Origin of the sequence: Streptomyces asiaticus (genome assembly GCF_018138715.1) — a bacterium.
Taxonomy (GTDB): domain Bacteria; phylum Actinomycetota; class Actinomycetes; order Streptomycetales; family Streptomycetaceae; genus Streptomyces; species Streptomyces asiaticus.
Genome location: NZ_JAGSHX010000006.1, coordinates 7,205,473 through 7,225,430, shown reverse-complemented (window position 1 = coordinate 7,225,430; position 19,958 = coordinate 7,205,473). Strand labels below are relative to the sequence as shown.

The window sequence follows — 19,958 nt, the reverse complement described above, 5'->3', positions numbered from 1 at the left end:
GCACCCATCCGCCCCCCGCCGCCCGCTACGCCGGGCCCTGCACCGCCAGCGGCGGCAGCGCGGCGCGCGGCTCCACCCCGCCGAACCAGAATCCGAGCAGAAAGGCCACCGTGGACTCCAGCAGTCGGGCCCGCTCCAGACCGCCGCCGTCGAGCGGTACGCAGCCCATGTCGCGGACCAGGGTCCGTACCGCCTCCAGGGCGCCCTCGTCGTCCCCGCACAGCGGAACCCCCAGCGGGCCGTCGGCGAAGACCGGCGGGGTCATCCGCCACACCGCGTCCGCGCAGTGGCAGAACCCCTTCACGACCCGCGCCCCGACGGCCCGCGCCGCGATCCGTTCGGCCATGCCGGGTCCGCCGTCCGTGGCGAGGGTGAAGCGGCCGGGGACGATCGCGTTGGTGCAGTCGATCAGCGCCCGGCCGCCCAGCGTCCCCTCGGCCGCGCCCGCCGCCTCCAGGACCGCCTCGACGCCCTCGTACGCCACCGCCAGCAGCGTCACCTCGCCGAATCCGGCGGCCTCGCGCAGGCTTCCCGCCCGCGCGCCGTGGCCGATCCGCGCGGCCAGCGCCGCCGCCTTCGGCCGCGAGCGGCCGCCGATCAGCAGCTCATGGCCCGCCCGCGCCCACTGGGCCCCCAGCGCGTCGGCCATATTGCCCGTGCCCAGCACTCCGATCCGCATTGCGGTCTCCTCGTCATCGCCCGTCGTAGGGCAGCGACACTAGGAAGTCCGTCGCACACCGCACGGTGTGCGACGGATGCGCTAGGACGGCGGCCAGGAGGTCATCAGTGAGCGAACCGACGACGACGGCACGGCCCACCGCCCCGGACGGATTCATCGCCGACTGCCGGGCGCGGCTGGGCTTCGATCTGCTGGCCCGCACCTGGACCGCCGTCGTGATCTTCGGTCTGCGGGAGGGGCCGCGCCGCCCCGGCGAGCTGCGTGAGGCCATCGGCGGCATCAGCGCGAAGGTGCTCAACGACACCCTGCGCCGCCTGGAGGACGACGGCCTGGTGGAGCGCCACCGGTACGCGGAGGCGCCGCCCCGGGTCGAGTACGGGCTGACCCCGCTCGGGGAGACCCTGCTGGGGCCGGTCAAGGCGCTCGGCGCCTGGTCGGTGGAGTTCGGGGACGCGGTGGTCGAGGCCCAGGAGCGGGCCGAGCAGCGACGGGAGCGGGGGCGGTAGCGGCGACGGGAACGGGGGCGGTAGCCCTCGAACCACCACGTCATACCCCACGCCACACGCCCCGTCATACCCACCCGCACCCGAGACCCACTGGACTACATACCGACTGGTCGGCATCATGAGGCGGGACGAACGGCCCGCCCGTTCCCGTATACGAGTACGAGAGAGGTTCGATGAACGCAGGCAATCCCCCAGGGCTCGACCTCGAACGGCTCCGCGCCCATCTCGACCGCGAACGCGCGGGGCTGGTACGCGGGCCGCTGAGGGCCGAGCTGATCGAAGGCGGCCGCTCGAACCTCACCTACACGGTCACCGACGGCACGTCCCGCTGGGTGGTCCGCCGTCCGCCGCTGGGCCATGTGCTCGCCACCGCCCATGACATGGCGCGGGAGCACCGCGTGATCAGCGCCCTGCACCCGACGGCCGTGCCGGTGCCGGAGCCGGTGCTGCTGTGCGAGGACGACTCGGTCATCGGATCGCCCTTCTACGTCATGGAGTTCGTCGAGGGCACCCCGTACCGCACCGCCGAGCAGCTCGCGGCCATCGGCCCGGAGCGCACCCGGGAGGTCGTGCTCTCCCTCGTCGACACGCTCGTGACGCTGCACGCCGTCGACCCGGCCGAGGTCGGGCTCGGTGACTTCGGGCGCCCGGAGGGGTTCCTGGAGCGGCAGCTGCGCCGCTGGGGCAAGCAGCTGACCGCCTCGCGCAGCCGTGAGCTGGCCGGGATCGACGAGCTGCACGCCCGGCTCGCCAAGGCGCTCCCGGCCTCCCCCGCGCCCACGGTCGTGCACGGCGACTACCGTCTCGACAACGTCCTGGTGAACGCCGACGACCGGATCACCGCGATCCTCGACTGGGAGATGTCCACGCTCGGCGATCCGCTGACCGATCTCGGACTGATCGTGATGTACAGCGGTCATCCGAATCTCGCCGACTCCCCCATCTCCTCCACCCAGGGCGCCCCCGGGCACCCCTCCACGGACGAGCTGATCCAGCGCTACGCCGAGGGTTCGGGGCGCGATGTCAGCGGCGTCTCCTGGTACACCGCCTTCGCCTACTTCAAGCTGGCGGTGATCCTCGAGGGCATCCACTACCGCTACACCCTCGGCCAGACCCTCGGCACGGGCTTCGACCGCATCGGCGACATCGTCCCCGCCTTCATCGACCACGGCCTCACCACCCTCCAGGAGAGCTGATCCCGTCATGGACTTCGCATTCGACGCCCGGACCGAAGAGCTCCGCGCCAAGCTGCTCGCCTTCATGGACGAGCACGTCCATCCCGCGGAGGCGGTCGCCGAGCGGCAGCGGGCCGCCCTCGACTCCCCCTGGCTGACCCCGCCGATCGTCGAGGAGCTCAAGGCCGAGGCGCGCCGCCAGGGGCTGTGGAACCTCTTCCTCCCCGACGCCGAGTACGGCGCGGGGCTGACCAACCTCCAGTACGCCCCGCTCGCCGAGATCACCGGCCGCAGCCCCCAGCTGGCCCCCACCGCCCTGAACTGCGCCGCCCCCGACACCGGCAACATGGAGGTGCTCGCCCAGTTCGGCGACGAGCGGCAGCGCAAGCAGTGGCTGGAGCCGCTGCTCGCGGGCGAGATCCGGTCGGCCTTCGCGATGACCGAGCCCGAGGTCGCCTCGTCCGACGCGACCAACATCGAGACCCGGATCGAGCGCGACGGCGACGAGTACGTCATCACCGGGCGCAAGTGGTACATCTCCGGGGCGATGAACCCCGACTGCAAGATCTTCATCGTGATGGGCAAGACCGACCCGGAGGGCGCCGATGTGCGCCGTCAGCAGTCGATGGTGCTGGTGCCGCGCGACACTCCGGGCGTCGAGGTGCGGCGGGCGATGCGGGTGTACGGCTACGAGGACCATTACCACGGCGGCCACGCCGAGGTGGTCTTCGACCGGGCGCGGGTGCCGGTGAGCAACCTCATCGGCGAGGAGGGCGGCGGTTTCGCCATCGCCCAGGCCCGGCTCGGCCCCGGCCGGATCCACCACTGCATGCGGCTGATCGGCATGGCCGAGCGGGGTATCGAGCTGATGTGCCGTCGGGCGGTGGCCCGACAGGCGTTCGGCAAGGCGCTCGCCCAGCAGGGGCAGGTGCACGAGTGGATCGCGGACGCGCGGGTGGCGGTCGAGCAGCTGCGGCTGCTGGTGCTGAAGACGGCCTGGCTGATGGACACGGCGGGCAACCGCGAGGCGCACACCGAGATCCAGGCCATCAAGATCGCGACGCCGCGGACGGTGGTGGAGATCCTGGACCGGGCGGTGCAGTTGCATGGGGCGGGTGGGGTGAGCCAGGACTTTCCGCTGGCCGAGTTGTGGGCTGCGGCGCGGACGCTGCGGCTGGCCGATGGGCCGGATGAGGTGCATCAGCGGTCGTTGGCGCGGCGGGAGTTGAAGCGGTACGTGTAGCTGAAGCGGTACGTGGAGGGGCGGGCGGGGTTTGTTCCCCACCCCGCCCCTTCCCGCATCCGGGGCTCCGCCCCGGACCCCGGTCCTCAAACTCCCCCAGCTACCGCTGGGAGGTGCCCCCTGGACAGGCTGGATTTACGGCCGCAGTGCGCGCATCAGCAAATCGGCCAGGTGGTCGGCGACCTCCTGGGGGGCCCAGCGGCCGCCGGGGCGGTACCAGGTGCCCAGGTGGTGGACGGAGCCGAAGTGGTAGTCCACCACCAGGTCCGCCGGGGTCCGGGTGCTGAACACCCCGGCCCGCTGCCCCTCCTCGATCAGCGCGCGGAACCGCTCGTGGTAGCGGCGCCGCTCGGCGCGCACCTGCTTGTGCTTCTCCGGGCTGAGTTGGTGCATCGACCGGAAGAAGATGGTCGCGTCGTCGAGGTTCTCGATGGTGGTGACCACGACATCGGCCGCCGCCTCCCGCAGCCGCGTCTCCACCGGCGCGTCCGCGTCCGCGAAGGCGTCCAGCCGCTCCTGCTGGAGCCGGAGCACCCGGCCGTAGATCTCGTGGAGCAGATCGTCCTTGGAGCCGAAGTAGTGGTAGAGCGCGCCCTTCGTGACGCCCGCCGCCTCGACGATCTCCTGTACGGACGTCCGGTCGTAGCCCCGCTCCGCGAAGAGGCGGGTGGCAGCGGCCAGCAGCCGCTGTGGCACCGGCTGTCCGTCACCGTCCGTCGCTCTGGCCATGGTCGCCACCCGTTCTCTTCCTCTTCTCTCTCATCCTCGCAGTTCCCGCCGGAGGATCTTGCCACTGGTCGTCTTCGGAAGCTCCGGCAGGATCTCCACCTCGCGGGGGTACTTGTACGCGGCAAGCCGCTCCGCACAGTACGCGGACAGCTCGTCCGGTGTGACCTCGGCCCCTGATCGGAGGCTCACATACGCCTTGACCGTCTCGCCGCGGTACGTGTCGGGTTTGCCGACGACGGCCGCCTCCCGCACGGCGGGGTGAGTGTAGAGCACGTCCTCGACCTCACGCGGCCACACCTTGAACCCCGAGGCGTTGATCATGTCCTTCTTGCGGTCGACCACGTACAGCCAGCCGCCCTCGTCCATGAAACCGATGTCGCCGGTGCGCAGTTCCCCGTCGGGGAGGGCGGCCGCGGTCGCCTCCGGGCGCCGCCAGTAGCCGGGCACCACCATCGGGCCGCGGACGACGATCTCGCCCTGCTCGCCGAACGGCACGTCCCGCCCCTCCTCGTCCGCGATGCGCACGACGGTGTCGGCGCCGGGGACGCCGACGGCGAGGGTGCCGGAGACGGGGTCGACGGGGGCGCGGACCCCGGGCGGGACGCTGGCGCAGGGCGCGGTGCACTCGGTGAGCCCGTAGCCGTTGTGCAGATACGGGCCGAAGCCGCTCTGGAACCGCTCGACCAGCGCGGGCGGCAGCGGGGCGCCGCCGGAGGAGATGATCCGGAAGGATGAGAAGTGGTCGCGGGTGGCCCGGGGGTGGGCCATCAGCGCCATGAAGGCGGTGGAGGGGCCCACGGTGTAGACGGGGCGGTGCTCGGCGAAGGCGTCGAGGACGACGCCGGTCTCGAAGCGGTAGGCCAGGGCCAGGGTGCCGGCTCCGGACATGCACGCGCACAGCTCGCAGACCATGCCGGTGATGTGGAACAGCGGGGCCAGCGCGAAGAGCGTCGAACCGGTGGGCAGCTCATGGAGGAGGTGCTGCCGGTCGGCGTTGTAGGAGATGTTGCCGTGGGTGTTGGTGGCGCCCTTGGGGGTGCCGCTGGTCCCGGAGGTGTAGCTGATCAGCGCGATGTCGTTGGGGCCGGGAGCCGGGACGGACGGCGGGCGGGCCCCGGCGCGGGCGACGGCGAGGAGGTCCTCGGTGTCCTCGGGGACCGGGATGGGCTGGTCGCGCAGCACCCGCTCGTCGTCGCGGGTCTGGAGGTCGCGGGCGTCGGCGGTGAGCGCGATGCGTACCGGGGACGCGGCGGCCGTGTCGCGTATGTAGTCCTCCCAGCCGTGGCGGGAACAGACCAGGGCGCTCACCTCGGCGTCGCCGAGGATGTGCGCGAGCTCGGCGCCCTTGTACATGGGGTTGACCGGGACGACCGTGCCGCCCGCCTTCCACGCGCCCAGCAGCGCGAGCACGAAGTGCGGGGTGTTCTGGAGCATGATCGCGAGCCGGTCGCCGGGCCGGAAGCCGCGCTCGGCGAGGTGGCCGGCTATGCCGTCGGAGAGCTCGTCGGCCTCCCGGTAGGTCAGCCGTCCGTCGAAGTAGGCGAGCGCCGGATGGTCGGGGGCGGTGCGCACGGCGTCCCGGAACGCGTGCAGCGGACTCGGCCGCGGGACGATCGGCCGGCGCTGCTTCTCATTGAGCTGAGCGAGCCATGGCTGGTCCTGGTACGTGGTCATGGGTGCGGCCCTGTCTCGACGGGGGTGAGGGTGGTGGGGCGGGGAGGTACGAAAGGTGGTGGGGCGGCGAGGTACGAATGGCGGTGGCGCGGGAAGGTGCGAAAGAGGCGGGACGGCACGGAAGACAGGGGAGCGCCGGACCCGGGGTCAGCCCGACGTCCCGGACGCCGCCTCGAGCTCTTCGAGCTTGCGCTGAAGCTTGTTGATGCCGCCCAGCCAGCGGTCGGTGTCGCCTGCGCGGGAGGCGTAGTGGCGGGCCACCTCGGGGTGCGGAAGGATCAGGAAGCGCTCCTCGTCGATGCCCGCGAGGACGGCGTCGGCCACCTGCTCGGGCTCGATCGCGGTGGGCGCCAGCACCAGCTCCCCGGCGGTCCCGGAGGCGGTGAGCATGTCGGTGCGCACCCCCTGCGGGCAGACGGCGTGGACGCCGATGCCGCGGTGGCGGTAGGTGGCCGAGAGATATTCGGCGAAGGCGAGCGCGGCGTGCTTGGAGACGGCGTACGGCGCCGAGCCGATCATGGTGAGGAGCCCGGCGGCGGAGACGGTGGCCACGAAGCGGCCGCTGCCGCGCTCCAGCCACTCGGGCAGCAGCTCCCGGGCGGCCCGCACATGGGCCATCACATTGACGTCCCAGGAGTGCTGCCACAGCGCGTCGTCGGCCTCGGGGCCGCCGTCGTGGCCGACGCCCGCGTTGGCGCAGAAGATGTCGATGGAGCCGCCCAGCGCCTCGCGCGCCGCGGGTACGACACCGGAGGCGTCACCGGGGACGGGGATCCCGCCGATCTCCCCGGCGACGGAGGCGGCCTTGGCGGCGTCGAGGTCGTTGACCACGACCCGGGCGCCCTCGGCGGCGAAGCGCCGGGCGAGGGCGGCGCCGATGCCGCCGCCCGCTCCGGTGACCACTACACGCGCCCCACGCACGGTACCCACGATTCGCAGCTCCTCGGCTCGGATCGGCTTCCGCCCGGCTCGGCTCCTGCCCGGCCCGGCTTCCGCCCCGCAGACTAACCAGTCGGTATGTGTAAACGGAAGAGGCATATCCGCCACCCCGTGGACGGCCGGGGGGTTACCCGCCGGCGGCGGCGCGGGTTACCGGCCGGGGCGCTCCTTGCGCATGACGCTGCGCCACCGCGCGTTCTCCCCGGCGAGCGCGCTCCACAGCACGTTGAGCGGATGACCGGCGTCCTGCGCGGTGCGCTCCCCGGCCCGTACGAACACCCCGACCAGCACTTCCAGCTCCGGCCCCATGCCGTCGGTCAGCTCCAGGGTGCGCAGCCCGGCCCCGGCCCGGATCCGTCCGTCGGCCACCGCGTCGCCGATGCCCTCGGTGACCAGCACACAGCCGCGCAGCACCCCCGAGGAGAGCAGCTCAAGGCCGTACTGCACGGTGTCGATCTCGGCCGCGATGTGCAGCTCCTGGCGGTAGCGGGCGCCGAACCAGCCGCGCAGGAAGCCGGGTATGAGGCCGTCGGCCGAGACCGCCAGCGGCAGCCGGGGCAGCTCGCTCACCGGGACCGAGGGCCCGGGCAGCTCCTCGGCGTCGAGGTTGGTGACCAGGGACAGACCGCTGCGCCGCCACTCCATCACCTCGAAGCCGTCGAGCCGGTCGTCGTGGCCCGCCGTGGTGAGCACGCTGCCGCAGACCAGGTCGAGCTCCTTGGCGTCGAGCCGCTGGAGCAGATCCCGGGTGCGCACATGCTCGACCTTGAGCTCGACGCCCCGGCCGTCGAATTCCTCGGTGACCAGCTCCACGGCATTCAGCAGAAAGCCGAGGGTGTAACGGGTGGAGCCGACCACGAGCCGGCTGCCGAGCCGGCGGCGGCTGTCGTGCAGCCCCTCCCGCCAGTCCTCCAGGGTGCCGCGCGCGAGTCCGGCGAGGGACTCCCCGGTCGCGGTGAAGAGCACATTCTGACTGCGTCCCCGTTTGACCACCAAGGGCTCACCGCACAGTGCGCCGAAGTTCCGGTTCAGGGTGTCCAGTTGTTTCTGCACACTGGACTGCTCCCGCCCCAGCAGCCGGGCGGCACCCAGCGCGGTGCCCGCCTCATGGACCGCGAGCAACGTCCTGAGCTGGTCCATCGTGGTGTCCAGCAGCGCCGTCGGGTACTGCCATCGATCTTTTAAGGGCATTCCGGCCTTCCGCTCGAAGAGTATTCGGCACCCCAATGACGTTTCCGTTCGCAGCATAGTGCAGCGTCTTGTCATGAACTGATCCGGAGAACAGCTGCGATATTCTTCCGATGGATATTCGGGAATTCGCTATCGCAGGATGGTGACGGAGCCCGGCATTCCAGGTTCCGCCCGTCCCATTCCGGGTAAGTCGAACGGCTGGCCGATTGTCCGACGGCGACCGTACGCGTGTCGTATGGCCAGCGGTCGGGGCAGTTGGGACGATGCACGCACATCGGACCATCCGAGGGGAAAGAACGATGACGGGGATGAGCGTAAGGCCGTACTGGGAGCTGAGATTCGACGCGGACGGGGACGTCGACACCCGGCAGCGGGACCGGCTGCTGGAACAGGCCGCGCAGCAGGAGCTCACCGATCTGGTGGTGTTCTCGCACGGCTGGAACAACACCCGGACCATGGCCACACGGCTGTACGACCGCTTCTTCGCGCCCTTCCCGGGGCTGCTCGGCGAGGCGGGCCCGGCGCGGCCGGGCTATGTGGGAGTGGTGTGGCCGTCGATGCGGTTCGCCGACGAGTCGCTCGGGGGGTTACCCCGGGACCAGGCGCCCGGGGAGCCGCCGGGGCTCGACGCGGAGACCCACCGGGCGCTGGACGCGGTCTTCCCGGGGCGGCAGCAGATCGTGGCGCGCCTCGCGGAGCTGCTGGCCGAGCGGCCGGAACGGCTGGCGGCGCTGGACGAGTTCGCGGTGCTGGTGCGCGGTCTGGTGCGGGTGCGCGGGATGTCCGGCGGCGCGGGGGACGCGGCGGACACGGACGCGGAGCCGGACGAGGACGGCGTACCGGCGATGTTCGGGCAGGACGTGACGGAGGTCTGTGAGCGGCTCGCCGCCGCGCTCACCGAGGCGCGCGGGAAGACCGACGCGGAGGACCGCGCCGTCTTCGACAGCGGGCTCGGCGGGCTCGGCGGCCTCTGGGACGGGGCGCACGAGCTGCTGCGCCAGGGGACGTACTACGTGATGAAGCGGCGGGCCGGCACGGTCGGGCGCGAGGGCCTCGGCCCGGTGCTCGGCGCCCTCGCGGCCCTGCGGACCGCGCCGCGGATCCATCTGGTCGGCCACAGCTTCGGCGCCCGGCTGGTGTCGTTCGCGCTGACCGGGCTGGAGGAGGGCGCCACGGTGGCGTCGGTGACCCTGCTCCAGGGGGCGTTCTCGCACTACGCCTTCGCCGGGCGGCTGCCGCACGCGGCCGACTGCGGCGGGGTGCTGCACGACGCCCCGCGCCGGGTCAGCGGGCCGCTGGTGTCCTGCCATTCGCGCCATGACACCGCGCTGGGGCTGCTGTATCCGGTGGCGTCGCGGGTGTCCTGGGACGATGCCTCGCTGCTGCCGGGCGACCTCCGCTGGGGGGCGATCGGGTACGACGGCGTCCATGCGGTGGACGGCTGCCCGCGGCTGGAGCTGGCCGAGGCGCTGGACGGCCCGTTCCCGGCCGGGGGCTGTGTGAGCGTCGATGTCTCCGAGGTCGTCCGGCGCGGTGTGCCGCCGGCCGGGGCGCACAGCGACATCTGCCATGAGGAGCTGGCCCGGGTGGTGCTGCGCGCGGGCCGGATCGGAGCGGGGTAGCGGACCGGGGGCGGGGCCCCGCCGGGTGCGGGGCCCCGCCCCTCATGGCTCAGCGGTGCGCCGGGAACTCCACGACCTGCTGGAAGGTGGGCCGGTTCTGCCAGCTGATCTTGTCGTGGGTGAGCCCGCCGACGGGCCGCTGGATGATGGCGTCGGCACACCACTGGTCGCCCGCGGAGCAGTTGTCGTCCCCCGGGTAGACCTGCGCGGCGGTCTTGCCCACGGCCGTCTTCAGGCTGGTCAGCAGGGCGTCACGGCAGGCGCCGAGCTGTCCGCCGCCGCAGTACGGGCGGGCCAGCGGGCCCTTGACGTCCTCGCCGAGGACCGTGCGCAGGTCCTTGTCGACATAGGACCACCAGCCGGACTGGAAGGACGACCCGGCGTGCGAGCCGGTGGGCCCGTGCCCGGCGGAGGGCGATTCGTCGACGGACAGATTGGCGCGCAGCGCGTCGTAGAGCCCGTCGCCCAGGCCGGATCTGAACTCGGCCTCGACCAGCAGCGGCCACCAGGCGTCCATGATCCGTACCGCGTCGGCGTGCCCGTAGGTGTGCGAGCCGGCGCTGGTCTCATGGCGCTGTGAGCCCGCCGACTGCCAGGAGTCCAGCTGCTGGACGGCCGTGGCCAGCTGGGGGTCGTCGATGGGCTTGGAGCGCACCACCTTCAGCAGCTCCGGCAACACGTCCTCGCCGCGCAGATCGGTGACGGCGGCCTCGGCCATGGCCCGGGTGAGCGCGGAGCGGGTGACACCGCCCTTGCGGACCAGGGCGCGCACCCGGTCGTCGAGGAGGTTGCCGCGGTGCACCGAGCCGTTGCCGAAGCCGGCCGCGCTGTAGTCCTTGGCCAGTTTGTTGTTCCAGCTGATGTAGTAGTCCTGGTCGATGGACTGGGGGTGTTCGGCGGGCGGGGTGGCCGCCGCGGTGTTGTCCTTCGGGTCGAAGTCCCGCCACTCATAGGCGGGGTCGGCCTTCACCGGCAGCGAGGAGTCGACGTCCGCGGCGCGCACCGGATTGAGCCCGCTGTTGTAGTACCCGGTCTGCCGGGAGTCGGCGTAGAACCAGTTGAAGGTGTAGTTGATGTGCTGCGCCGCGCTCTGGAAGGACTTGGCGTCGGTCACATAGCCGGGGTCGTTGAGCATCTGGAAGCCGATGATGGAGTCGGCCTCGTGGCGGTAGGTGGCGCGCAGCAGGGTGTAGGCCACCGGTTTGCCGCCGACCGTCGCCCGGTGGGTGACCAGCCCGTACTTGGTGCGGTAGACCTGCATCCGGTACGAGCCGGCGGCGGTGGAGTCGGCGAGGGTGGGCTTCCAGGCGTTGCGCCGCTCCAGCTTGTCCATCGGCACACAGGCGCCGCGGTAGCGGTAGTACGTGGAGTCCAGGTGCGGCGCGGAGCCGTCCGGGGAGCACAGCTCGACCGCGTAGGTGTCGGTGATGTCCTGGGCCGAGGTGGTGGCGCTCCAGGCGTAGTCCTGGCCCCGGCCGAGCTGGACGTACATCCCGACCCCCGCGAAGGAGGCGCCGCGGGCGCTGATCCCCGGGCCCTGGATTTCCTGGAGCATCAGCAGCTGTGGGGCGAAGTAGCCGGTCTGGGGGCCGAAGACGGCCACCGGGTGGCCGCTCGAGGTGTACTTGCCGGAGACCACGAGCGCGTTGGACATGCCCTTCTTGCGGCTGAACAGATCGCGGGGCAGCACCCCGTCGTCGTAGATGCCGCGCAGCGGCTCCAGGGACGACTTGGGGGCCTTGACCCGGGTGCGGGCCTTGGTGGCGGCGCCGCCCTCGCGGTCGTAGACGAGCTGTTCGGGGGTGACCGAGCCGGTGTCGGGCAGGGCGGTGCCCTTGGGCGTAGCGGGCTTGCCGGCGTACGGGAAGCTGCCGTCGCGCACGGTCAGCACCGCCTCCGGGTCGTTGCGCTCCCGGAAGGACTCCCACACCTTGGTGCCCTCGGCGAGGCCGTACTTCTGCTGGGCGGCGAGCAGCGAGAGCGCGCCCTCCACCTCGCCGCCCCCGCCGTTGCCGAAGAGCGCGCCGACGACGGAGGCGAGGGCGATCAGGTCGGTGAGCTTGAACGGCTGGATCTCACCGGCGTTGGTGATCGCGTCGATATGGCCGGTGAGCACGTACTCACCGGGGAAGTACCGGCCGTCCTTGGACTTCTTGGCGTAGGCGTTGATGCCGTCGACATACGCCTGGGCGTCGGCCAGCGCCTGGCGGCCGCGCTCCCCGCCGTGGGTGAGGATGTAGTCGATCTGCGCCTGGTAGTCCTCTTCGGTGTACGGCGCCTGGCGGAAGAAGTCCTGCTCCAGGCCCTGGTTGGCGGGTGCGCCGCCGGCGAAGGGGGTCAGCTCGCCGCGGCCCACGTGGCGGAAGAGGTCCATCAGCCACAGCCGGTCCTGGGCGGCGGCGTATCCGGCGCCGTACTCGGTGCCCTCGCGGGTGGTGCCCTGGATGTGCGGGACGCCGGTCTTCTTGTCGCGGGTGATCGTGACGTCGTCGCGCGGCTTGGTCACCGAGGCGACCTGGTCGGCGGGGACTCCGAAGGAGGAGTCGTTGAAGAAGCTGTTCAGCTTGTCGTCGGTGAGCGTGGGGTAGCCGCTCGCCAGATTGCCGTACGGGCCGAGCTGGTCGGTGCTGTGCTCGGGATGGGTGCCCAGCACCCGGTTGGCGAGGATGTCGGCCAGGGTGGCGTTGCCGGTGGCGCCCGGCGGGAGGATGTCGGAGCACTGGCCCCGGCAGTAGTCGGTGGCGGCCGCGGCGGCGGGTTCCGCCCGGGCCGGCGTGGGCACCGGGGCCGCGAGGGCGATGCCGAGGCCGAGCGCGGCGGCCGCGGCGAGCACGGTACTGGTGAGCTTGCGGGTTCTGGTGGGCCTGGGGGTTCGTCGTCGCATGTGCGCTCCTCCCGATTGCCGTCGGACGGAGGTTACCGGCGGTATTAGCGGCCTGGAAGATGAGCGGGCGTCAACTTCTTTCCGCGTGTGGACGGATGAGGACTGCCCGCGAAGATCCAGGGAATTCGATGGATCCGGATCGCGCTGCGTTACGTCCATTCGACAACGAGTCGGGTCCGCAACACGCGGAGGTGGTAGGAAGTGGCCGGTTTCAGAGCACTCGCACGAGAGGTTCGCAATCCACGCAGACACATCACCGCTCGGCGCACATCGCTGCGCAAATGCCTGGAACGGTTCGCGCCGTACGGGCACCGGGCGACCTGGCACCATCTGTGCACCCGCTCCGGGATCACCCCGGAGGATCGCAGGCCGGACCCCCTACGACTGCTCACCGCCCTTGAGGAGCTCGAGGAGGCCCGCACACTGTGGCTCGCGTACGAGGCGGACTTCGCCGCCCGGCGCAGGCAGGAGAAACTTCTCGGCATCCGGCAGCCGAGCGCTGTCGACGACTGGCATCTGCGCACCTGGGGCGGATGCGACATCATTCCCTGCGAGAGCCCCTCGACCCATCCCGACGACCGCCTCGCGGATGTGCTGCGACGGCTGATCGCGGCGATGGAATCGGGACCGGGGGCGGCCTGCCCGGTATGCATCCGACCGGGCCTGGTCTGGCGCGAGGACCTGGACCGCTACCCCTCGGCCGGGCCGGTCTGCGCGGACTGCGGCATCGTGGTGCCGCTGCCGCTGCTGACCACCGAGGCCCTGGCGGCGGCCCGGCGGGTGGTCCGGATGAGCCGGTACGCCACCGTATGACACCCGGCCGCCCCGGCCGGGAGCGCGCTCGTCGGAACCTTTGAGCACCGGACGACCGGCGAGCGCGCCGGAATCCCCTGAAGACAGCCGTCGATCACCGATGGCCACTGACACCCGCCGTCGACCGCTGACACACGCCGATGGCCGCCTCGACGCGGGCCGCGTTGACAGGCCCCTGGTCAGCCCACCATGCTGAGCAGTCGCTTAGTGAGTGGTTGCCCAGGAGGCACGCATGGCAGAGCCCAGGATCTTCACCTCGCCCGATGAACTGCGGTCCGCGGTCGGCGAGGAACTCGGCCCCAGCGACTGGCTGGAGGTCGACCAGAAGCGCATCGATCTGTTCGCCGACGCGACCGGCGACCACCAGTGGATCCATGTGGACCCGGAGAAGGCGGCCGCCGGTCCGTTCGGCACCACGATCGCGCACGGCTATCTGACGCTGTCCCTGCTGCCGTTGTTCACCCCGCAGCTGCTGCGGGTCGAGGGCGTGCGCATGGGCATCAACTACGGGGTCAACAAGGTCCGCTTCCCCTCCCCCGTCCCGGTCGGCTCCCGGCTGCGCGCCACCGGCCGGATCGTGGAGGCGGCCGAGGTCAAGGACGGTCTCCAGATGACGCTGACGGTGACCCTGGAGCGGGAGGGCGGCGACAAGCCGGCGTGCGTGGCGGAGTCCGTCGTCCGCTTCTACGGCTGACCGACGCGGGCCCCCACCATGCGCAGCACCAGACCCGCGTAGAGGTCGCCGACCTCGTCGGGGGTGCTGCGCCCGCGAGCGTTGAACCAGCGGGCGACGTCGATGCACAGGGACAGCACCGCGACCGAGGTGCCGCGGACGTCCGGGACGTCGAAGACGCCCGCCTTCACCCCGTCCTCGATGATCGAGCGCACCGCCCCGTCCGTGGCCTTGCGGACCGCGATGACCTCGGCGTGGTGCTCCTCCGCCAGCGCGCCGAGCTCGTACTGCACCACGCGCGCGGTCGTGTGGTGCTCGGCGTGCCAGCGGACGAACGAGCGGACGGCGTCGGCCAGCCGCTCGGCGGGGGTGCCTTCGCTGTCCCGCGCCCGCTCCAGGATCGTCAGGGCCCGCTCATGGCCGACCTTGCTGATCTGGTAGAGCAGCTCTTCCTTGGTCTTGTAGTGGATGTAGAGCGCGGCCGGGCTCATTCCGGCGCGGCTGGCGATGTCCCGGGTGGTGGTGGCGTGGTAGCCACGCTCCGCGAAGGCGTGCACGGCGGCGCTCACCAGCCGCCGGGCGGCGTCGGGGGTGATGTCGCCCCAGGGCTCGGCCTTGCCACCGGTGTTCTTCGGCTCCGCGTCCATGGCGCACACCCTACACGGAGAGTGAGCAAGCGCTTAGGGGTGTCCGGGGCCGCGGCGTCCGGGACCGCGGCGGTGTCCGGGGCCGCGGCGATGTCCGGGGCCGTGCTGGGCGCTCAGCGAGCCGCCGCCGTCTCGGTGCCCACCCGGCCGGGGAACTCCGCACCCAGCAGCCGCAGCAGCGGGGTCGCCTTCACGGCCGTCTCCTCGAACTCCTCGTCCGGGTCGGACAGCGCCACGATCGCCCCGCCCACCCCGTACCGGATCCGGTCCGGGGTCACCACCAGGGTGCGGATCACGATGCTCAGATCGCACGCCCCGGACAGTGAGAAGTAGCCGATGGCGCCCGAGTAGACCCCGCGCGGCCCCGCCTCCAGATCGTCGATGATCTGCATGGTGCGGATCTTGGGCGCGCCGGTCATCGATCCGCCGGGGAAGGCGGCGCGTACGCTCTCGACCGCGGAGCTCGACGGCCGCAAGGTGGCGCGTACGGTGCTGACCAGCTGATGGACCGTCGCATAGGTCTCCACGTCGAAGATCTTGGGCACCCGCACCGAGCCGATCTCCGCCGTGCGGCCGAGGTCGTTGCGCACCAGATCGACGATCATCAGGTTCTCGGAGCGGTCCTTCTCGCTGGTGGCGAGGTCGACCCGCAGCAGCTCGTCCTCGGCCGGGGAGCCGCCGCGCGGCCGGGTGCCCTTGATCGGCTGGGACTCCACGGTGCCGTCCCGGAAGACCCGCAGAAAGCGCTCGGGCGAGGTGCTCAGCACGGACAGCGGGCCGAAGCGGAGCAGGGCGGCGAACGGCGCGGGGCTGACCCGGCGCAGATACTGGTACGCGGCCCACGGGTCCACCGGTCCTTCGGCCTCGGCCATGTTGGTCAGGCACACCTCATAGGTCTCCCCCGCGGTGATCAGCTCCTGGCAGGTGGCGATCATCTCCAGGTAGTGCTCGCGGTCGTGGCGCAGCCGTATCTCGTCCGGGCCGGTGGTGAGCGGGGTGGGGCGGGGCTCCCGCCCGGCCAGCTCCGCCAGCCGGCCGGCGGTCCCGCGCAGCCAGGCCCGGGCCTGCTCCTCGCCACCCCGCTCCTCGCCCTCCTCCGCCAGGGCGAGGAGATAGGTGGTCGAGGTCTCGTGGTCGAACACCACGGCGCGGTCCGCGAAGACCATCGCGGCGTCGGGCTCCGAGGAGCGGTGGGTGCGCTCACCGCCGCATTCGGCCTTGAGCTCGTAGCCGAGGTATCCGGTCCAGCCGAGGGCGAAGTCGAAGGGCAGCGCGGGCAGTTGGACCCGGGTGGCGCGCAGGTCGCGCTCGATCCAGGGCAGGAACTCCTCGTGCAGCACCTCGCACGAGCCGCCCGCGGTGACGGTGACGGTGCCCGCCCAGGTGTCGGCGGTGGCCACCCGGGCCAGCGGCCCGGAGGCGTCCCCCATCATCGAGAACCGTCCGCGCTCGCCCCCGGTGGCGCTGCTGTCCAGCCAGAAGGCGTGTCCGTCGGCGCGGAAGAGCCGGTCGAAGACCACCTCGTCGGACCAGCGGGTGGGCAGGGTCTCCACCAGCACCCGCAGCGACCGCGGGGTGGCGCGCGGCGCGGCGGTGGGTTCCGCGCCGCCGCGGAGGGAGGAGCGTGTGCCGCGCCGCCGCGCCGCCGGTTCCACTCCCCGGCGGGTCTGCCAGGAGCGGGTGAGGCCGGCGAAGTTGCCCAGCAGCAGCCGGCCGTGCTCGGTGCAGATGGACTCGGGGTGGAACTGCACGCCCCACAGGGGCCGTTCGCGGTGGGCGATCCCCATCAGCACACCGTCCTCGGTCCAGGCGGTGGCCCGCAGCTCCTCGGGCAGGTCGGTGACGGTGAGCGAGTGGTAGCGGACGACGTCGAACGGGCTGGGCAGTCCGGCGAAGAGGCCGGTGCCGTCGTGGGTCACCCGGGACAGCCGGCCGTGCCGGGGCTCGACGGCCCGCACCACCCGGGCACCGCTCAGCAGGCCCACCCCCTGGTGGCCCAGGCAGACGCCGAGCAGCGGCAGGGCGCCTTCGAGCACGATGTCGCGGCAGACGCCGAAGTCGGCCGCGCGCTCGGGGCTGCCGGGTCCGGGGGAGATGACGACATTGTCGAAGTCCCGCAGCATCTCGGGCTTCCAGCCGGGGTCGTCGTGCCGGATCACCTCGGGCTCCTGGCCGCCCACCTCGGCCAGGTAGTGGAACAGGTTGTAGGTGAACGAGTCGTAGTTGTCTACCAGCAGCGTGCGCATCGAAACCTCGAACCTATCGGAGCTTAAGGATGACCGGCACGGTTCACCCCGCGCGGAGCGGTGAGGTGAACGCGTGGACCGTTTCGGCGGCCTGCTCGGGGTTCAGCCGGGGGCCGGCCGCGGGGGGACCGGAACCGAGGAAACGGACGCATCCGCTCCCGGTCGCAAAACCGCGACCAGCGGATAGAGAAATGATGGATATACGTCCGTCACTCCTTCGAGTGAATTTCTCCATCACTCGGAAGGGATTACCCGCGGTTACTACCGGAATTTCCGGCCCAGAGCCCCCGTTGCGCAGCCGACGACACGGTCGATTCAACGCGGCAGGGAGCTTAGCAATAGGGTGTAACCGTAAGCGACAGTTCCGCCGGCATTTCGGAATGTGACGAAGGTCACATGCGTAAGGCTTGCACTCAGACTCGCCTTCTATAGTGTTTTCGACCTGCGCTTATCCGATGGGGGCACGGCAACGGATGGCGTAGAACTCACATGAGACTTACGGGGGTAAGTGAATGTCTCTTCCATCGCATCGTCTCCGAGCGCCGGCTTCCGGAGACCGTCCTTAACACCCTGCCTCCCGGTAGTGGCCATCTTGGCGTTTATCCAGGTCAGGCACGCTTTCATGGCTATGTGAGCAATTGCTGACCGCTGGGCCGCCGATGCTTCGACAGCCATCCGCAAACGCCAGGACACAGCCATGCCCGCCTTACGGCGGCCTGGCCGCACCGCGACGCGCCCATTCTCATCCGAGCCGCAAGCCGGCGTTGGAGCAATACGTCATGCGCTTAAGCACGAAGACCTCCCAGCCCGATACGAGAGCGCCCCGCAAACGCGTCATCCTCGCCGAACCCCGCGGTTTCTGCGCGGGCGTCCGCCGCGCCATTGCGATGGTCGAGCGGGCGCTTGAGGTATACGGCCCGCCTATTTATGTTCGAAAACAGATCGTCCACAACCACTACGTCGTCGGCCTCCTGGAGCGCAAGGGCGCACGCTTTGTGGAATCGGAATACGACGTTCCCGAAGGGGCCGTGTGCCTCTTTTCCGCACACGGTGTCGCGCCCGCCGTCCGCACCGCGGCGTCCACCAGAGATCTCCAGGTCATCGACGCCACCTGCCCTCTGGTGGCCAAGGTGCACCAGCAGGCGCGCCGGGTGGTCGGGGACGGCCGGGTCCTGCTGCTCGTGGGACATGCGGAACACGAGGAAACGGAAGGGACTCGCGGGGAGGCCCCGCGGGAAACCCTGGTCGTGGAGACCGTCGAGGACGTCGAACGGCTGGACCTGCCGCGGGACACTCCGGTGGCCTATCTGACCCAGACCACCCTGTCGGTGGACGAGACCGCCGGCATCGTCCGCGCCCTCACCGAGCGGTTCGACGACATCGCCGGCCCCGGGACCGACACCATCTGCTACGCCAGCCAGAACCGGCAGAACGGCATCAAGTCACTCGCCCGGCAGGCCGATCTGGTGCTGGTGGTCGGCTCGGAGAACTCCAGCAACTCCCAGCGGATGGTCGATGTCGCCCGCGACGCCGGAACCCCGGCCCAGCTGGTCCCGGACGTCTCCCGGCTGGACAGCCGCTGGCTGGAGGGCGTGACCACCGTCGGCGTCAGCTCCGGCGCCAGCGTCCCGGACGCCCTCGTCCACCAACTCCTCGACCGGCTGGCCGAGTTCGGCCATGACCAGGTCGACATCGAGTCCACGGCCGTCGAGGACGTGGTCTTCTCCATGCCCCTATCACTCACCGACGGCATCCGGTCCGACGACCGGGAACGGCTCGACGACGCCTGGTCGAAGGTCCCATCGGACGCACCGGCCGGAACCTCCAGGAGGACGAAGTGACGGTCCACACGATGGCGACCCCCCGCCCCGCCCCGGCCCCGGCAACCACCGCCCGCCGGACGCTGATGAGCCTGCTGCCCCGGGTCGAGGAGCGGCTGCACACCTTCCTGTCCGGGGAGTACGAGCGCTGGCACAGTCTCGACCCCCGCTCCAGCGTCCCCGTCGATGCGATAGCCCACCTGGTCGACGCGGGCGGCAAGCGGATGCGCCCGGCGTTCTGCCTGAGCGGCTATCTGGCCGCCGGCGGGGATCCGGAGGACGGCCGGGTCATACCCGTCGCCGCCGCGCTGGAGCTGCTCCACGCCTGTGCGCTGATCCACGACGATGTGATGGACGAGTCCGCGGTGCGCCGCGGCTCGCCGACCGTGCACACCAGCCAGGCCGCGCTGCACCGCGAGCGCGGCTGGCAGGGCACGGCGGAGCGGTTCGGGGAGAACGTGGCGATCCTCGCGGGCGATCTGGCCCTGGTCTACTCCGACGAGATCATGGCCGAGGTGGAGCCCGCGGTGGCGGCCGAGTGGCATCTGCTGCGCTCGGAGCTGATCATCGGCCAGTACATGGACGTGGCGGCGTCCGTGGAGTTCGAGCCGGACCCGGAGACCTCGCGGTGGATCGCCATCGCCAAGTCCGGCCGCTACACCATCCACCGCCCGCTGGTCCTGGGCGCCGCCGTGGCCGGCCGCGCCGACGCGGCGCCGGCCTTCGAGGAGTACGGGGCCGCGCTCGGCGAGGCGTTCCAGCTGCGGGACGACCTGCTGGACGCCTTCGGGGACTCCGAGGTGACCGGCAAGCCGAGCGGTCTGGACTTCGAGCAGCACAAGATGACGCTGCTGATGGCCCTGGCCATCCAGCGCAACGCGCACATCCGGGAGCTGGTGCCCGCCCAGCTGCGGGGCACCGACCACCTGCGGCGGCTGCTGATCGAGACGGGTGTGCGCGACGACGTCGAGAAGCACATCGACGGGCTCGTCGAGCGGGCCTGCCGCGCCATCGCCGAGGCCCCGCTGGAGCCGGAGTGGCGGGAGGAACTGGCCGCCATGGCCCACGAGGTCGCCTACCGGAGCGCCTGAGGCCACCGATGGGCACCCACAGCGAC

Annotated in this window: 16 protein-coding genes; 8 read left to right on the top strand and 8 right to left on the bottom strand. The window is 71.3% G+C overall.

What is annotated here, in order from left to right; genetic code table 11:
• Positions 1-25: 25 nt before the first annotated feature.
• The gene (locus tag KHP12_RS38670) at positions 26-679 is read right to left on the bottom strand and encodes an NADPH-dependent F420 reductase (protein ID WP_211834212.1); all 654 of its coding nucleotides are present in this window, start codon (positions 677-679) and stop codon (positions 26-28) included.
• 107 nt (positions 680-786) lie between these two features.
• Here KHP12_RS38670 and KHP12_RS38665 point away from each other — a divergent pair, with 107 nt between their 5' ends.
• The 3 genes from KHP12_RS38665 (at position 787) to KHP12_RS38655 (ending at position 3,603) form a co-directional block, all read left to right on the top strand.
• Positions 787-1,185, top strand: a complete 399-nt coding sequence (locus KHP12_RS38665; protein WP_211834211.1) for a winged helix-turn-helix transcriptional regulator — start codon at positions 787-789, stop codon at positions 1,183-1,185.
• A 173-nt stretch (positions 1,186-1,358) separates the two neighbouring features.
• The gene (locus KHP12_RS38660; RefSeq protein ID WP_086883732.1) at positions 1,359-2,381 is read left to right on the top strand and encodes a phosphotransferase family protein; all 1,023 of its coding nucleotides are present in this window, start codon (positions 1,359-1,361) and stop codon (positions 2,379-2,381) included.
• Between the two features lie 7 nt (positions 2,382-2,388).
• Complete coding sequence (locus KHP12_RS38655) at positions 2,389-3,603, top strand: acyl-CoA dehydrogenase family protein (protein WP_164434126.1); 1,215 nt, start codon at positions 2,389-2,391, stop codon at positions 3,601-3,603.
• Between the two features lie 135 nt (positions 3,604-3,738).
• On the opposite strand, the gene KHP12_RS38650 is transcribed toward KHP12_RS38655, so the two are convergent.
• The 4 genes from KHP12_RS38650 to KHP12_RS38635 all read right to left on the bottom strand — a co-directional run bounded on the left by KHP12_RS38650 (position 3,739) and on the right by KHP12_RS38635 (position 8,136).
• Complete coding sequence (locus KHP12_RS38650) at positions 3,739-4,332, bottom strand: TetR/AcrR family transcriptional regulator (protein ID WP_037950214.1); 594 nt, start codon at positions 4,330-4,332, stop codon at positions 3,739-3,741.
• Between the two features lie 30 nt (positions 4,333-4,362).
• Positions 4,363-6,006 carry a class I adenylate-forming enzyme family protein gene (locus KHP12_RS38645; protein ID WP_086882136.1) on the bottom strand — a complete coding sequence of 548 codons (1,644 nt, stop codon included), beginning with the start codon at positions 6,004-6,006 and terminating at the stop codon, positions 4,363-4,365.
• Between the two features lie 147 nt (positions 6,007-6,153).
• Positions 6,154-6,936 (bottom strand): SDR family oxidoreductase, encoded by a 783-nt coding sequence (locus KHP12_RS38640; protein WP_210609115.1) that lies wholly within the window; start codon positions 6,934-6,936, stop codon positions 6,154-6,156.
• Positions 6,937-7,095: 159 nt separating this feature from the next.
• Positions 7,096-8,136 (bottom strand): LysR family transcriptional regulator, encoded by a 1,041-nt coding sequence (locus KHP12_RS38635; protein ID WP_086881540.1) that lies wholly within the window; start codon positions 8,134-8,136, stop codon positions 7,096-7,098.
• Positions 8,137-8,435: 299 nt separating this feature from the next.
• Between KHP12_RS38635 and KHP12_RS38630 the strand changes: the two genes are divergently transcribed.
• On the top strand, positions 8,436-9,758 hold the full coding sequence (locus KHP12_RS38630; RefSeq protein ID WP_086881541.1) for a serine-threonine protein kinase: 1,323 nt from the start codon (positions 8,436-8,438) through the stop codon (positions 9,756-9,758).
• A 49-nt stretch (positions 9,759-9,807) separates the two neighbouring features.
• Here KHP12_RS38630 and KHP12_RS38625 read toward each other — a convergent pair whose 3' ends face one another.
• Positions 9,808-12,642 carry a penicillin acylase family protein gene (locus tag KHP12_RS38625; protein WP_211834210.1) on the bottom strand — a complete coding sequence of 945 codons (2,835 nt, stop codon included), beginning with the start codon at positions 12,640-12,642 and terminating at the stop codon, positions 9,808-9,810.
• Positions 12,643-12,843: 201 nt separating this feature from the next.
• Here KHP12_RS38625 and KHP12_RS38620 point away from each other — a divergent pair, with 201 nt between their 5' ends.
• Complete coding sequence (locus KHP12_RS38620; RefSeq protein WP_086881543.1) at positions 12,844-13,455, top strand: hypothetical protein; 612 nt, start codon at positions 12,844-12,846, stop codon at positions 13,453-13,455.
• 232 nt (positions 13,456-13,687) lie between these two features.
• Positions 13,688-14,149 carry a MaoC family dehydratase gene (locus KHP12_RS38615; protein WP_037950035.1) on the top strand — a complete coding sequence of 154 codons (462 nt, stop codon included), beginning with the start codon at positions 13,688-13,690 and terminating at the stop codon, positions 14,147-14,149.
• On the opposite strand, the gene KHP12_RS38610 is transcribed toward KHP12_RS38615, so the two are convergent.
• Positions 14,140-14,775 (bottom strand): TetR/AcrR family transcriptional regulator, encoded by a 636-nt coding sequence (locus KHP12_RS38610; protein ID WP_086881544.1) that lies wholly within the window; start codon positions 14,773-14,775, stop codon positions 14,140-14,142. The two genes, KHP12_RS38615 and KHP12_RS38610, sit on opposite strands and share 10 nt — an antisense overlap.
• A 113-nt stretch (positions 14,776-14,888) precedes the next feature.
• Complete coding sequence (gene pabB / locus KHP12_RS38605) at positions 14,889-17,021, bottom strand: aminodeoxychorismate synthase component I (RefSeq protein WP_211834209.1); 2,133 nt, start codon at positions 17,019-17,021, stop codon at positions 14,889-14,891.
• Positions 17,022-17,800: 779 nt separating this feature from the next.
• Here pabB and ispH point away from each other — a divergent pair.
• Both ispH and KHP12_RS38595 read left to right on the top strand, forming a co-directional pair.
• Positions 17,801-18,862, top strand: a complete 1,062-nt coding sequence (gene ispH, locus KHP12_RS38600) for a 4-hydroxy-3-methylbut-2-enyl diphosphate reductase (protein WP_086881546.1) — start codon at positions 17,801-17,803, stop codon at positions 18,860-18,862.
• Positions 18,859-19,932: a polyprenyl synthetase family protein gene (locus KHP12_RS38595; protein ID WP_308016984.1), complete on the top strand. Its 1,074-nt coding sequence runs from the start codon at positions 18,859-18,861 to the stop codon at positions 19,930-19,932. Before ispH ends, KHP12_RS38595 begins: the two co-directional genes overlap by 4 nt.
• Positions 19,933-19,958 lie beyond the last annotated feature (26 nt).